The sequence below is a fragment of the uncultured Rhodococcus sp. genome (assembly GCF_963525155.1).
In the GTDB taxonomy this organism is placed as follows: Bacteria; Actinomycetota; Actinomycetes; order Mycobacteriales; family Mycobacteriaceae; genus Rhodococcus_F; species Rhodococcus_F qingshengii.
Map to the genome: position 1 here is coordinate 1 of NZ_CAURKP010000025.1, position 13,178 is coordinate 13,178.

A 13,178-nucleotide genomic window follows, 5' to 3' on the forward strand; every position below is an offset into this window, starting at 1 on the left:
CCGGAACACAGTTGCCGGAGCCTATCGCTTGCTCGTGGCGGCGGGAGTTGTGGAGACACAGGGCCGGCGCGGCAGCTTCGTGCGAGCCATACCGTTCCTGAAAGGAGAAGGCGGTATCGCTCTTCCTGGCAGCGTGGATCTCGCCAGCGGAAATCCTGATCCGGCATTGCTGCCTGATCTCAGAGCCTCGTTGGACCGGACCACTTACACGCCCCGGTTGTACGGCGCCGCAGCCACCGAGCCTCTACTCGATTCCTGGGCACGTTCCTCGATCGAGGACGAGGTTCTAAGGCCGTGCTCGATCACCATCACCAACGGTGCCGTTGACGCGGTCGAGCGACTGTTGACCGCTCATTTGACCCGAGGTGACGCCGTCGCGATCGAGGATCCGTGCTTCCTGGCGAGCATCGGAACGCTCAAAGCCAACAGCTTCCGAGCGGTACCGATGGACATCGACACTTCGGGTATTACCCCGCAAGGGCTGCTGCGTGCTCTCGAAAGTGGTGTGCGCGCGATTATTTGCACCCCTCGTGCGCACAACCCCACCGGGGTCAGCATGAGCGCCGACCGAGCGGCGATTCTCGGAAGCATCCTGGCCGAGTTCCCTCACGTTCTGGTAATCGAGGACGATCACTTCTCTGCCGTGTCCAGCAATCGGTACTGTCGGCTCGCTCCGATGAGCACGACGCGGTGGGCGCTTGTTCGTTCCGTGTCGAAATTTCTCGGGCCCGACCTGCGCGTGGCAGTGGTCGCCTCGGACCTCGACACCGGCATTCGGCTGAGCACTCATCTCCGGTCGGGCGCCAACTGGGTCAGTCACCTGCAGCAGCGCTTGAGTGCTGAACTGCTGAGTGATCCGACGGTGATCGACGGCCTCGCCAATGCTCGCGCTGTCTACGAGCGCCGCCGAACCCTTCTGAAATCTGCACTGTCAGAACATGATATCGAGGTTCCTGACACTTTCGACGGACTCAATGTCTGGGTTCCGCTGGATCGGGATTCCGAACCGATTGTCGAGCGACTCGCCGAGTCTGGCTGGCTCGTGCGGGACGGAAGTCAGTTCTCGGCGACGCCGGGTCAGTGCCACCGGGCACTTCGTGTGACCGCCTCCACCATCACCTCTGACCAAGCACGCGAGTTCGCCAGTGCCCTGGCTGAAATATTGGCGAGCCCGTAGTTGTCCAGCTGCACTACGGTGCGAATCTGAGTCTCTCGCTTCTCGACGAAACTACCGGCGACGGCTGGATCGATAGGATCGGTTCGAGCGACGACGAAGGGTGTAATTGTGGCGAGGGCGGTTGTTGTCGGTGCGAGCCGAGGTCTTGGTCGTGCGTTGATCGAGGGTCTGAGGAGCGATGGCGACGAAGTTCTCGGCATATCGCGTCGGCGTCCTGACGGGTTCGACGTCTCCGAGTGGATCGAAGCCGACCTGACCGATCCTGTTACGGCAGCGAATTCGATCGATCAGGAGCTTGTCGGTGGTGTAGATACCCTGATCTGCAACGTCGGAATTTGGGAAGGGGATGCCTTCACTTCCGATTATGCGTTCACAGATCAATCCGATGTCGAAATGCTCGAAATGATCAACGCCAACATCACGGCCACAATTCTCCTGCTCAAGCGCCTGATCCCGAGAATGATCGGCCGTCCTCGACCTCGGATCATCTTGACCGGGTCCACCTCGGGACTCCCGCGAAGCGGTAGGCCGGAGGTTGCGTTCGGTGCATCGAAGTTCGCGATCAACGGCATTGCCGACGCGTTGAGAGAGGGCTACCGGAAGGACAGACTCGCCGTGACTGTCCTTCATCTCGGATATCTCAATACAGAAGACGGACTCGACGTGCCCCGAGACGTCGCTGCCGCCAGGGGAGAGGGATCTCTGGTCCCGGTACAGGACGTTGTGGATACGGTGCGCTCGATCTCGAGTTTGTCGTCTTCGACGTCAGTGCGGGAAGTAGTCCTCACTGCGATCGACGATCCGCGATTCTGATTTGCGGCTGTCGACTCAACCTGGTTGCTGAACAGACGTATTCAGAGAATCTAGACCCCGATCAAGAAGTAAGCTCCGGTCAGATACGTCAGGGTGAGGCCCGCCAAGGCCCACGCCATGTACGGCCGAATGTAGAGGCGCCGCAGGCGGTGCAATCGCAGGGAGGCTCGCAAGAACGCGCCCACGGTCCCGAGCAGCAACATCAGGCTCGGGACGAAGACCGCCAGTCGGCGATCCTTCTGTGAGCACAGCAAGGTGTCGGTACCGAAGCATTCGCCCCGCCGGGAGCCCAACCACACGATCGCGATAACCAAAACCGTGGTAGCCAGAACGACTGACACGCCGTACGTCAGGGTTCGCCTGTTGATCTTTCGCTCTCGACGCTGAATTACATCTGACGCGTCAGAACTGTCGGTCATCACACCGGCTCCTGTACATCGCACCTCACTTCGTGGATCGGCGGTGGGAGAGGGCGTACAGCACTACTCCGACGGCCAAGAGTAATGATGCGCGTAGCCACGTCGCAGCGCTCTGCTGGGTGAGCAACGCAACGCACGTACCGAGAGCGAGGATCGGGAAGATGATCGGCGTTCGGAAGTGTTTGTGTTGCACTGCGTCACGGCGCAGAACCAGGACGGCGATGTTGGTGCTGATGAATACGAAAAGCAGCAGGAGTACCACCGTCTCCGCCAGGGCTGACAGCGATCCGGTGACGCAGAGAGCCATGGCAACTGCTGTGGTCGCGATAATCGCCACCCAGGGGGTCCGTCGCTGCGGCAGTACCCGAGCGAAGACGCTCGGGAGCAAGCCTTCCGATGCCATCCCGTATGTCAGCCTGCTCGCCATGATCATTGTCAGCAGTGCGCCGTTGGCGACGGCGACCAACGCGATCAGGCTGAACAGGCGAGGCGGAACGCCGACGTCGGCAGCTGACACAACTTCCAGCAGTGGCCCGGAGGATGCGGCAAGTTCGTCGGCGGGCAGGACCACCGAGACAGCCAGGCCGACAAGGACATAGGCGGCGCCGGCTGTCAGTAATGCTCCGAACAGTGCGCGTGGGTAGACCTTGCTCACGTTCTTCACTTCTTCGGCGACGTTCGCGGACGTTTCGAAGCCGACAAAAGAGTAGTACGCGAGGAGTGCCGCAGCCAGCACCGCGAGTGCAGGCGATCGGCTGTCGTCGAACTCCACGACGCGGCTCAGGGTTCCGTCGCCGCGCCCGAGAACTATGCAAGCGAGGACGACAACGAGGACGAGCCCGGTGACCTCCACGACTGTCATGACGACGTTGGCGCGCATCGACTCCTTGATGCCTCTGGCATTGAGAAGTCCCACCAGGAGCAGGAAGACGAGCGCCGCTGGAACGGTTGGGACGTCGATGAAGGCTTTGAGATAGTCGCCCGAGAATGCGAGGGCGAGTCCCGCCGCACTGGTTACGCCGGCCGCCAGCATCGAGAAGCCGACAAGGAACGAGATCAGTGGTTTCCGATACGCCCGTTGGGCGAAGACGGCTGCGCCGCCCGCTCGCGGATATTTGGTGACCAGTTCGGCATACGACGTTGCTGTCAGCAATGCCATGACGAGCGCTACGAGCAGTGGTACCCAGACGGCTCCACCAACTTCACCGGCGATGACGCCCACCAACGCGTAGATACCGGCGCCCAGAACATCTCCGAGGATGAACACGAAAAGGAGTGGGCCGGTTATCGCCCGGGTCAGAGTGTTCGTACCGCCGCCTTCGTCGCGGCGTGCGGTTTCGTCCACGTTCTCGGCCCTCGCGGCGCGTCGCATGTGCAAGGTTCATCCTGTCTTCATGGTGACGTGCCGCCACCTCAGGAGCAGTCATGTACCCATTGGCCGAGGTTTCAAACGTAGGTCGCCCGCCTTCCCGTGCTTTGCTTGTAGGGGAATCGCAGAAGTAGTGACTGGAGGACGAAGTGGCCGAAACGACGGTTGCCGCGGTGATGGACGAGTTGGCTGCTCTCGAAGATCCGAAGGCGCGTGCGGTGAACGAGAAGCACGGTGACGATCACGGTGTGAACCTCACAAAACTGCGCGCTGTTGCGAAGCGATTGAAGACTCAGCAGGAACTCGCACAACAGCTTTGGGCGACGGGCGATACCGCGGCGCGATTGTTGGCCCTTTTGATCTGCCGCCCGAAGGCGTTCGAGCGTGACGAGTTGGATGTCATGTTGCGAGAGGCCCGCACTCCGAAGGTGCAGGACTGGCTCGTCAATTACGTGGTGAAGAAGAACCCGCATGCCGAGGAGTTGCGGGTGGCCTGGACCGCTGACCCTGATCCTGTGGTCGCTAGCGCCGGGTGGGCTCTGACCACCGAACGTGTCGCGAAGAAGCCCGAGGGACTTGACCTTTCAGGGCTACTCGACGTCATCGAGGCGGAGATGAAGGATGCTCCTGACCGCCTGCAATGGGCGATGAATCACTGCCTGGCTCAGATCGGGATCGAACATGCCGAGTACCGCGCCCGGGCAATCGAGATCGGTGAGCGACTGCGGGTGCTCGAGGATTACCCGACTCCACCGAACTGCACCTCGCCGTTTGCGCCCATCTGGATCGCGGAGATGGTGCGACGACAGAGGGCAAAGTAGAGCGCACGACAACTGAGGATAGGGTTACCTTCGTGCTACGTTAGGCGCCGTCACCCGCTCGGGGTGTCTGAGCAGGTCGATCGACCGGGAGGTCCTGGCGTGGCGAGAATTTTGGGACGAGGGCTGTCAGAGCGACGAAGTGGTGGCAGCCGTGTCCGCCGGATGGTAGCCGTCGTGGCGGCGTGCGGGCTGGCGGCCGGAATGGCGGCCTGCAGCAGCAACGGCGACAAAGACAGCACCGACGACAAAGACAGCACCCGGACTTCATCCGCAGTCGACGCCGCGTTCCCGGTGACGATCACGTCGGCCCTCGGCACGGCCGAGATCAAGGAGGAGCCCAGGCGGGTCGCAACCTGGGGATGGTCCAATCAGGACGCCCTCCTGGCGCTCGGTGTCGTCCCGGTCGCGATGCCCACTTTCTCCGGACCTCAGTACGGGGCCGACGCGCAGGGCATTCTGAAGTGGGACGCCGAGGCACTCGACAAGCTCGGTGGCGAGCAGCCGATCTTGTTGTCGGGTGACGGAACGGGCGAAGCACCTGTCGAGCAGTTCGCCAAGGCTGAACCAGATCTCATCTTCGCCCTGTACTCCGGGCTCACTCAGCAGGAATTCGACGCACTGTCGAAGATCGCGCCGGTGGTTTCCTTCCAGGACGAGCCGTGGACCGCGTCGTGGCAGGACCAGGTGACCATCGCTGGTCAGGCGCTGGGTAAACAGGCCGAGGCCGGCACGCTCATCGACAAGACCAACGCCGCGATCAGCGCGACGGCTGCGAAGAACCCTGCGTTGCAAGGTAAGACCGTCACCATCGGACTCCCGAACAGTCCGAGCACCTTCGCGGTGAGTAAGAACGCCGACGTGCGTGTCGAGTTCCTCGAGCAGCTGGGTCTGAAGAACGAGCCGACGATCCAGCAGGCCGATCCCGCCAAGGATCCCGAGGCCGTGTACTTCGAGCTGAGCACCGAGCAGGCGCCGCTGATTGCGTCTGACGTGCTGTTCGTGGTGGCCTACGACAAGGACTCTCTGAACGCGTTCCTCGCCGAGCCACTGGTGGCAGCTCAGCCGGTGATCGTCGATGGGCGTACGGCATCCACCAAGGACTTCAGCGTCGACAAGAACTTCGCGTTCGGCGGACTGACGGTCCTGACCATCCCGTACATCCTCGACGACGTCGCCACAGTTCTGAACACCGCTGCCGGCAACGCCAAGGGCTGACCGGCCCGCTAGCGGGAAGTTCGAAACTGTGTCCGGTACCGCTGTGGACTGGTACCGACCAGGTCTCGGAAGCGTTCGCGGAACGTCGTGACGGCATTGAATCCGACCTGTCCCGCAACACGTTCGATCGAGTGGTCGGTAGTCTCGAGCAGAAATTGCGCTTGGCGGAGCCGCGCGTGATGGAGCCACTGCAACGGCGTCGTACCGATTTGTTCCTGGAAGCGGCGGTTGAGCGTGCGGGTGCTCATCGTTGCCCTGGCCGCGATTGTCGTGATGTCGAGCTGCTCCCCGAGATTCTCTTCCATCCAGTTCAGTAGTGGTCGAAGGGTTGTTCCGCTGGGTACGGGAGGCTCGTGAACGATGAATTGTGCTTGCCCTCCGGCACGTTCGAGCGGCATCACACTCAGCCGCGCCGTGTCGGCGGCGACCGCGGACCCGTAGTCCTGACGAACCATGTACAGACACAGGTCGAGTGCGGCCGCGGCGCCGGCGGAAGTCAGGACGTGCCCGTTGTCGACGTAGAGAACGGCAGCGTCGACGTCGACAGCCGGGTGCCGGCGGGCCAACTCCGACGCAGCCGCCCAGTGCGTCGTCGCGCGAAGTCCGTCGAGCAGGCCTGTGTCGGCGAGGGTGAATGCGCCGACGCACAGTGAGGCGATGCGCGTGCCGCGATCCGCGGCAGTTCTGAGGGCTTCGATGATCTCGGGGTCGATCGGCACGTCGAGATCGGCGGTGCCCGGGATGATGATCGTGCTTGCCTGGGCGAGGCGTGAGAGTCCGTGCGGTACTCGCATCGTGAACGTTCCGGTCTCCACCTCCTCGGTGAGCGCGCACACGGAGGTCCGGTACGCCGGTGCACCCGAGGGGAGCCTGCATCGTCCGAAGACTTCGAGGGGTGCCGCCAGGTCCATCGGCACCACTCCGGGCAACGCGAGAACTGCAACGTCATGCATGTCTGAAACGTAGCGTATGTGGCGCGAGATTCTGTGATCGCGTGTCGTGAAATATCCTCTCAACTGGTATTTCACAGAATATGTGAGGTTGGCTGAAAGCCGTCGAAGGTTGGCTTTCAGCCGTCGCCGCAGGGGTCAACTTCCTCCTACTGTCGTAGGAACAGCGACGCGCACAGGAGCGCGTCGCACAAAATCGGAGGTTGCAGTGCACGCGCAGATCGTGTTGTTCGACGGATTCGATCCCATGGATGTCGTGGGTCCGTACGAGGTGCTCTACGCCGGGGGTCTCGCCAGCGGTGGGGCGTTGAGTGTCGAACTCGTCAGTGCGGAGGGGCCTCGGACTGTCCTGAGCGGAAGTGGTGAACTCGCTATGACCGCCACTGCAACCCTCGATGTCGAACACGCGGATCTGATCATCGTTCCCGGAGCATCGGGTCTCTTCGAACCCAATGCGGACCAGCCGGGCACCAGTTTGCCGGAAAGACTCGCGGCCACAACGGAAACCGAACTGCCTGTCATGATGCGCCGTGCACTCGACGATCCTGGTGTGCTCGTTGCGACCGTCTGTGGAGGATCATTGGCGCTGGCGATGGCGGGGCTTCTCGAAGGGCGTCGCGCCGTGACGCACCATCTTGCCGTGGACGCATTGGCGGCCGGCGGTGTAATTCCGATCCAGGCGCGAATCGTCGACGACGGTGACCTGATCACCGCCGGCGGTGTGACATCCGGTCTCGACCTGGGCCTGTACCTGTTGGAACGATGCCTCGGGCCCCGGATAAGTCTCGAGGTCGAAGCGCTCTTCGACTACGAGCGTCGTGGAACGGTGTGGTCGGCCAAGGGCGCCGAGCCTGTAATCACCTTCGCCCCGGACGCTGCGTGAATACGCTTGTGCGTACCGAAACGCGAGAAATCCCATGACCGGAATCCTGCTGTCCCTCCACGTGATTGCGGCCATTCTTGCCATCGGCCCCGTCGCTGTGGCGGCGAGTATGTTCCCGGTGGCGAGCCGCGCCGCGCTCGCCGATCCGGACAGCGCCAGTGTTGCGACGACGGGCATGCTGCATCGCATCGTTCGGGTGTATGCCACGATCGGCGTTGTCGTTCCGATGCTCGGTGTCGCCACCGCCGTCAATCTCGGAGTGCTCGGTGACCTGTGGATCCTCACCTCGATCGCACTCACCGTCGTTGCCGCCGTGATACTCACCGCGGTCGTGCTTCCCGCCCAACGGCTGACAATGGCGGCGATCGAAGGAACCGGGTCCGTTGTGGATGTCGCAACGCGGCTCACCCGTCGACTGGGCACAGCGACGGGGATCTTCAATCTGCTCTGGGTCGTTGTCGTCGTGCTGATGATCTTTCGGCCAGGATCGACAACCGGCGTGTGATCCGAGGCGATATTTCCCGTGTCGGAGACAGCGACGCTTGACCTTGACACAGTGACAAGGACTCCAATGGTCGACGAAGGAGGTGGTTGTCGTGAACACAACCAACCATGGTGGACAGAATGCTCACCTCGTCGACGCATTGGCCGCGGCTGATCCCTCGGTTCGGCTGCGCGCCGCGCTCGCTGTCGGCACGCGCCCGGACCCTGAGCTGACGGATGCCCTGATCGATCGGTGCGCCGTCGAGCCGGACTTCTTCGTCCGCGACATGCTGACCTGGGCATTGTGCCGCTTGCCGGCCGAAATTACGGTGCCGAGGCTGATCCGTGAGCTCGGGTCCGATGGTTCGCAAGCCCGCAGTCAGGCGCTCCACACCTTGTCCAAGATCGGCGATCCGATCGCGTGGCCCGAGGTCTCTGCGCTGGTGCACGACCAGGACGACGAGGTCGCGCGCAGTGCGTGGCGCGCCGCAGTGGCACTCGTGCCGGCAGGAGTCGAGGGTGCACTCGCAGCGGATCTGGCGACCGAACTCGGGCGGGGTGAACTGCAGATGCAGCTCAGTCTGAGCCGTGCTCTGACCGGGCTCGGCGAGGCTGTACTCCCGGTGCTCGACGCGGCCGGTATGAGCCCGAATCCGCGTGTCCGGGCGCATGCTGATGCTACAAAGCAACTCTGGCACGACCCCGACGGTGGGTTCGCACTCTCTCACGAGTTGGCGAAGCGCGTCGCGGCAATCGGCCCGGACGCGTAGGAAGGGGAGACGGATGTTGATCGGCGAGGTCTCGCGGCGTTGTGGTGTCAGCACACGGATGCTGCGTCACTACGACACCTTGGGACTGGTGAAGCCGACGGGCCGCACGTCCGGCGGCTACCGGGAGTACTCCGCCGACGACATCCGTCGACTCTTCCACGTCGAGAGCCTGAGGACGTTGGGGCTTTCGCTGAACGAGGCCAAGCGTGCACTGGACGAACCCGACTTCGCCCCGGCCGATTTGGTGGGTGAACTCGTGCAACACACTCGGCAACGGATCGCGGCGGAGGAAGAATTGCTGACCAAACTCGAAAGGGTCGACGCATCCGCCCCTTCGGAGTGGGACGACGTCCTGCGCATGGTCTCGCTGTTGCGTGCACTCGAATCCGAGTTCGCTGCCCACCGTCAGCAAGCGATCCTGTCGCAGGATGCGAATGCGGCATTGCCCGTCGACGCACTCGTCGAGGCCATCCTGTCGGAGAAGGATGCCAACGTGGCCGGCGCGTTGCAATGGGCGTTGGCGAGGACCGAAGGTGCGGGCCTTGCAGGTCTCGCGAAGGGGCTCGAATCGGAGGACGTCCAGGTTCGGCGCCGCGCGATGTCCGCCATCTCCGGGATCCACACCGAGGAAGCAACGCGGTCTCTGAGGTTTGCTCTCGATGATTCGGACGCGAAAGTCCGCGCCGACGCTGCTCTCACCCTCGGAACTCGCGGAGAGGCCGTTTCGATGCCCGTTCTCCTCGAGATGGTCGCCGACGGGCAACGCGACGTCGAGGCCGGCGAGGTATTGGGCCTTCTGGCGGAGCGCTCACCTGCAAGCGGCGAAGTCGTCGCAGCAGTGCAGGACAGGCTCGACAACACCGACGACGCCCCGACGAGGTTGCGAATCACGCAGGCAATCGCTGAGATTCCCGGCGCGGCGGCCCGGGAAGCGCTCGCCCGGCTGACACGCGACAACGACAAGACGGTCGCGTCCACGGCAGCCGCGATCCTCGCGATGCGGGACCGTGGACCACGCCGACGCGAACGACCGCGTATCGGGAACTGAAATCGGAGAACTAGGGCACCTCTGACAAATGCGGGCCCGGGTGGTCAGCGCCGCAACGATTTTGCCGCGGCGTTGCCCTTCAACGCTGCACAGAGCAGGACAAGGAGCACCGCTAGAAACACGACTGTTGAGGCGACAGCCGACACCACAGATCCGAAACCTGTCACGACACCGATGACGACCTGCATGCACAGTCCCACTACGGCTGTCCACGCCGTCCGGCGTAGAAGGGGCCACGCAATCCGATGGGCCAATTGCCACGCCTCGGGGCTCGAGATCGTCGCCTTCGTGCGTATGCCGACAACGGGATTCGGTTCATCACCGACGAGTCGCGGCATGAGCCCAGCAACGAACGCGAGGATAAGCGTCGACGACGTCAGTGAGACCGTCAGACCCAGTAAGTCAGGCGATTCCATCCGTCCAGCCCCCAATCGGCAGATGTTGACGCAGCGGACATTCCAGTCTGGGGTGCCGCTGGGACACATCCGACTGTATGCGAACGAATGTATGTACTGCTGATCGGGTGACGCACTTTCAGGCTTTGTCGGATGAGCAGTGGACTCGATCTCGGACTAGTTTTCAGACAAGCCCTAGTGTGGATTGCCTAGGCAGAAAAGGTTTCCCGCCGGATCTGCCAACACGTGCCGGATGATCCGCCCGAATCAAGTCGAGGTGAACCGTATTCCTTTGGCTGCGAGCCTGATCGATCTCAGGCAAAGCCTCGAAGCTGCTGCGCACCCGCTGCGCGGTGATCAACGGATATGGTTTCTCACGTGGTGGATCAACGGCGAATGAGTTTGCGACGCAGGTACCTGAGCCTCGGCCTCGGCGAACTGGCGGCCGCGGCCGTATTTGCCGCTGTGGCTGTCGGCGTCGTGATGCCTCGGCTCGAATGCCCGAAAGACTCCGCTGCGTTGTGGTCGGCGCTGGCCCCACTGCTCGTGGTTCTCGTACAAGCGGGTGTCTATTGGCTGCTTGCCCGAGGCTGGGTCGAGCAGGCGCCGATGCCGGCCCGCCTCGCAGCGCTCTACCGCGTGTTTCGGGTCCTCGATGTTCTCTTGTTGGCGATAGCTCTTCTCGGCGTTGTCATCTGGCTACCAGATCACTCCGGCGCGGCCGTGGGCGTGGTGGCGGTGTGGGCTTTCGGCGTCGCCGAGTACGCCAACTACTTCGTGGCTCGTCTCGCCTACCCGCTGCAGCGGTGGCCTTTCGAGGTCGGCAAGTTGCGGAGGCCCCAACTTGTGCACGACCTGCATTCGGCGCGGTGATACCGGCGATGAAGCCTGCCTTTGCCGCAACGGCAAAATTTGATGCGGGATCGGAGTGAATTCGGAAGGATCGGTTCTGCCCACCCAGGAATGAAGCCTCTATGTCGTTCTTCACCGAGTAAGGAGAACCACCATGGCAGCGTCGCGTCGCAGCCGCCGTGATGCCCCACCACCCCGGTCCGGAAATAGCGAGGTCGATACGCTACGCGCGTTTCTCGACTACTTGCGTGATTCGATCGCTGCCAAGGTCGAGGGTGCTCCGGAACCTCAGGTGCGCACCACAATTGTTCCGTCTGGGACAACCTTGCTCGGGCTGGTCACTCACTTGACCTTTGTCGAACGATCGATGTTTCTCGCAGAAAACGTGACGGATTGGAAAGCGACGTTTCAGCCGTCATCGGAAGACAGCGTGGACGGTGTCGTCAGTCGCTATCGCGAGACGGTCGAGCGTGCCAACGCAGTTCTCGACGGATGCACAGATCTTGCCGCGCCCATCCCGCGACCGGGGGCGAAACGACCCGCTCCCAGTGTCCGCTGGGCGCTCGTGCACATGATCGAAGAGACCGGACGCCATGCCGGGCACGCTGACATCCTCCGCGAACTGATCGACGGTGCGACCGGCCGGTGACATCGCAACAATGGATAGAATCCGTCGGTACAAGTGGCAGATCCTGGACGACAACCGTGGCGGTGAGGTCTTCCATCCCGCCCACAGCTTCCGCGCTTCATCGAGGCAGATGTCCACGACCGCCCACTGGTACAGCGTCGACAGTTCCGTCGGGAGTCGTTACTTCCCAAGCTAGTCCGGTGGCGGCCGAGGGAATGAGCCCGTCGATCCATTTGGCCACGACACCGACGACAACTTTCTCGAGTTCCACACGTGACCACTTTCGCGGTCGATGCGGAGCCGGCGGTTCCCAGCCTTCCTCGCCCCAGATCACGCCGAATATCTCTCTCTCATAACCGATTTGCTGATTCAGGCTGAATGCGTCTGGACCCTCGAATCGTGCCCAGACGCCGAATGTTCCCTCGCCGTCCTGATCGACCGAGACATCGATGACGATCCCTTCGGTGCGCGGGGTTGCCGCGTGGTGAATCGCAGCCAGTCGATCGCTCACTACCGCCGACACGGTATCGAGGACAGACCTCAGCGCGTCGCTGTACTCAGCAGGTTCCATCGGCACAGGATATAGAAATTCAGGCAATCGACTTCGAAGTCAGTGCCCCCGACATGGCCGCCCATTGAAGAAGAATGACCGTCTTACCGTCGACGATTTCTCCGCCGGAGATCATGTCGAGTGCCGTGTCGAACGGCAACTCCAGGACTTCGATGTCCTCGCCTTCGTCTGGCACCCCGCCACCGCTGCCGGTTCTGTCCGCCGGACTGTATCGAGCGGCGTAGAAATGCACTCTCTCGGTGACGGATCCGGGGCTCATGTACAGATCGAACAGATGCTGCACCTCACCGATCGCGACGCCAAGCTCCTCGCTCGTCTCTCGCCGAATGGCTACTTCCGGCGTGTCGTCGTCGAGCAAACCGGCTGCGGTCTCGATCAACATGCCGTCGGGGTGTGCGTTGACGTAAGCGGGAAAGCGGAATTGCTTCGTCAGCAGGACGGTGCGCCGTTCTGGGTCGTACAGCAAGATCGTCGCGCCGTTCCCACGGTCGTAGGTTTCTCGTTGCTGTGTCTCGACAGTGCCGTCCCGTCGCCGGTACGTGAAGGTGCTGCGACGCAACACATGCCAACCGTCTGAGGTGACCTCGACTCGTTCGACCTCGACATTCGGATTACCGTGCAGCCCGAAGCCTGTTCGGTCGAGGCCGGTGCGACCCCGGCTGTCCGGAATGTCGACGCCGGCGCAACCCGCCGTTGCAGTTGGGTGTATCAGCCGGTCGCTGAGAGGTTCGGTCATGTCATCCACCGTAGCGAAGATCGGCACCTCGCCGTTATTGGGTAACAA

At 62.5% G+C, this 13,178-nt stretch carries 16 protein-coding genes; 10 read left to right on the plus strand and 6 right to left on the minus strand.

What is annotated here, in order from left to right; genetic code table 11:
* A partial coding sequence (locus tag RWT78_RS08305; protein ID WP_314675238.1) for an aminotransferase class I/II-fold pyridoxal phosphate-dependent enzyme occupies positions 1-1,177 on the plus strand: 1,177 nt, incomplete at its 5' end.
* A 108-nt stretch (positions 1,178-1,285) separates the two neighbouring features.
* On the plus strand, positions 1,286-1,990 hold the full coding sequence (locus tag RWT78_RS08310; RefSeq protein ID WP_314675239.1) for an SDR family oxidoreductase: 705 nt from the start codon (positions 1,286-1,288) through the stop codon (positions 1,988-1,990).
* Positions 1,991-2,040: 50 nt separating this feature from the next.
* On the opposite strand, the gene RWT78_RS08315 is transcribed toward RWT78_RS08310, so the two are convergent.
* Together RWT78_RS08315 and RWT78_RS08320 are read right to left on the minus strand one after the other, a co-directional pair.
* Positions 2,041-2,409 carry a hypothetical protein gene (locus RWT78_RS08315; protein ID WP_064113535.1) on the minus strand — a complete coding sequence of 123 codons (369 nt, stop codon included), beginning with the start codon at positions 2,407-2,409 and terminating at the stop codon, positions 2,041-2,043.
* A 25-nt stretch (positions 2,410-2,434) separates the two neighbouring features.
* Positions 2,435-3,781: an APC family permease gene (locus tag RWT78_RS08320; RefSeq protein ID WP_007735660.1), complete on the minus strand. Its 1,347-nt coding sequence runs from the start codon at positions 3,779-3,781 to the stop codon at positions 2,435-2,437.
* Between the two features lie 146 nt (positions 3,782-3,927).
* Here RWT78_RS08320 and RWT78_RS08325 point away from each other — a divergent pair, with 146 nt between their 5' ends.
* The gene (locus RWT78_RS08325; protein WP_030537444.1) at positions 3,928-4,599 is read left to right on the plus strand and encodes a DNA alkylation repair protein; all 672 of its coding nucleotides are present in this window, start codon (positions 3,928-3,930) and stop codon (positions 4,597-4,599) included.
* A 99-nt stretch (positions 4,600-4,698) separates the two neighbouring features.
* Positions 4,699-5,814: an ABC transporter substrate-binding protein gene (locus RWT78_RS08330; RefSeq protein WP_314675243.1), complete on the plus strand. Its 1,116-nt coding sequence runs from the start codon at positions 4,699-4,701 to the stop codon at positions 5,812-5,814.
* A gap of 8 nt (positions 5,815-5,822) precedes the next feature.
* On the opposite strand, the gene RWT78_RS08335 is transcribed toward RWT78_RS08330, so the two are convergent.
* Complete coding sequence (locus tag RWT78_RS08335) at positions 5,823-6,767, minus strand: helix-turn-helix domain-containing protein (protein ID WP_314675244.1); 945 nt, start codon at positions 6,765-6,767, stop codon at positions 5,823-5,825.
* 205 nt (positions 6,768-6,972) lie between these two features.
* On the opposite strand from RWT78_RS08335, the gene RWT78_RS08340 reads away from it, so the two are divergent.
* The 4 genes from RWT78_RS08340 to RWT78_RS08355 all read left to right on the plus strand — a co-directional run bounded on the left by RWT78_RS08340 (position 6,973) and on the right by RWT78_RS08355 (position 9,948).
* Complete coding sequence (locus RWT78_RS08340; protein WP_314675245.1) at positions 6,973-7,647, plus strand: DJ-1/PfpI family protein; 675 nt, start codon at positions 6,973-6,975, stop codon at positions 7,645-7,647.
* Positions 7,648-7,681: 34 nt separating this feature from the next.
* Positions 7,682-8,152, plus strand: a complete 471-nt coding sequence (locus tag RWT78_RS08345; protein ID WP_003943264.1) for a DUF2269 family protein — start codon at positions 7,682-7,684, stop codon at positions 8,150-8,152.
* Positions 8,153-8,234: 82 nt separating this feature from the next.
* Positions 8,235-8,900, plus strand: coding sequence for a HEAT repeat domain-containing protein (locus tag RWT78_RS08350; protein ID WP_172827070.1), 666 nt, complete (start codon positions 8,235-8,237; stop codon positions 8,898-8,900).
* A 13-nt stretch (positions 8,901-8,913) separates the two neighbouring features.
* Positions 8,914-9,948: a MerR family transcriptional regulator gene (locus RWT78_RS08355; protein ID WP_314675249.1), complete on the plus strand. Its 1,035-nt coding sequence runs from the start codon at positions 8,914-8,916 to the stop codon at positions 9,946-9,948.
* Positions 9,949-9,992: 44 nt separating this feature from the next.
* Here the strand turns inward: RWT78_RS08355 and RWT78_RS08360 are convergent, their stop codons facing one another.
* Positions 9,993-10,364, minus strand: a complete 372-nt coding sequence (locus tag RWT78_RS08360; protein ID WP_064113540.1) for an SdpI family protein — start codon at positions 10,362-10,364, stop codon at positions 9,993-9,995.
* 375 nt (positions 10,365-10,739) lie between these two features.
* Between RWT78_RS08360 and RWT78_RS08365 the strand changes: the two genes are divergently transcribed.
* Together RWT78_RS08365 and RWT78_RS08370 are read left to right on the plus strand one after the other, a co-directional pair.
* Positions 10,740-11,216 carry a hypothetical protein gene (locus RWT78_RS08365; RefSeq protein ID WP_314675252.1) on the plus strand — a complete coding sequence of 159 codons (477 nt, stop codon included), beginning with the start codon at positions 10,740-10,742 and terminating at the stop codon, positions 11,214-11,216.
* A 133-nt stretch (positions 11,217-11,349) separates the two neighbouring features.
* Complete coding sequence (locus RWT78_RS08370; RefSeq protein ID WP_064443541.1) at positions 11,350-11,844, plus strand: DinB family protein; 495 nt, start codon at positions 11,350-11,352, stop codon at positions 11,842-11,844.
* A gap of 97 nt (positions 11,845-11,941) precedes the next feature.
* Here RWT78_RS08370 and RWT78_RS08375 read toward each other — a convergent pair whose 3' ends face one another.
* Together RWT78_RS08375 and RWT78_RS08380 are read right to left on the minus strand one after the other, a co-directional pair.
* Positions 11,942-12,394: a DUF6389 family protein gene (locus RWT78_RS08375; RefSeq protein ID WP_314675254.1), complete on the minus strand. Its 453-nt coding sequence runs from the start codon at positions 12,392-12,394 to the stop codon at positions 11,942-11,944.
* 19 nt (positions 12,395-12,413) lie between these two features.
* Positions 12,414-13,130, minus strand: coding sequence for an NUDIX domain-containing protein (locus RWT78_RS08380; RefSeq protein ID WP_051649632.1), 717 nt, complete (start codon positions 13,128-13,130; stop codon positions 12,414-12,416).
* Between the last annotated feature and the right edge of the window lie 48 nt (positions 13,131-13,178).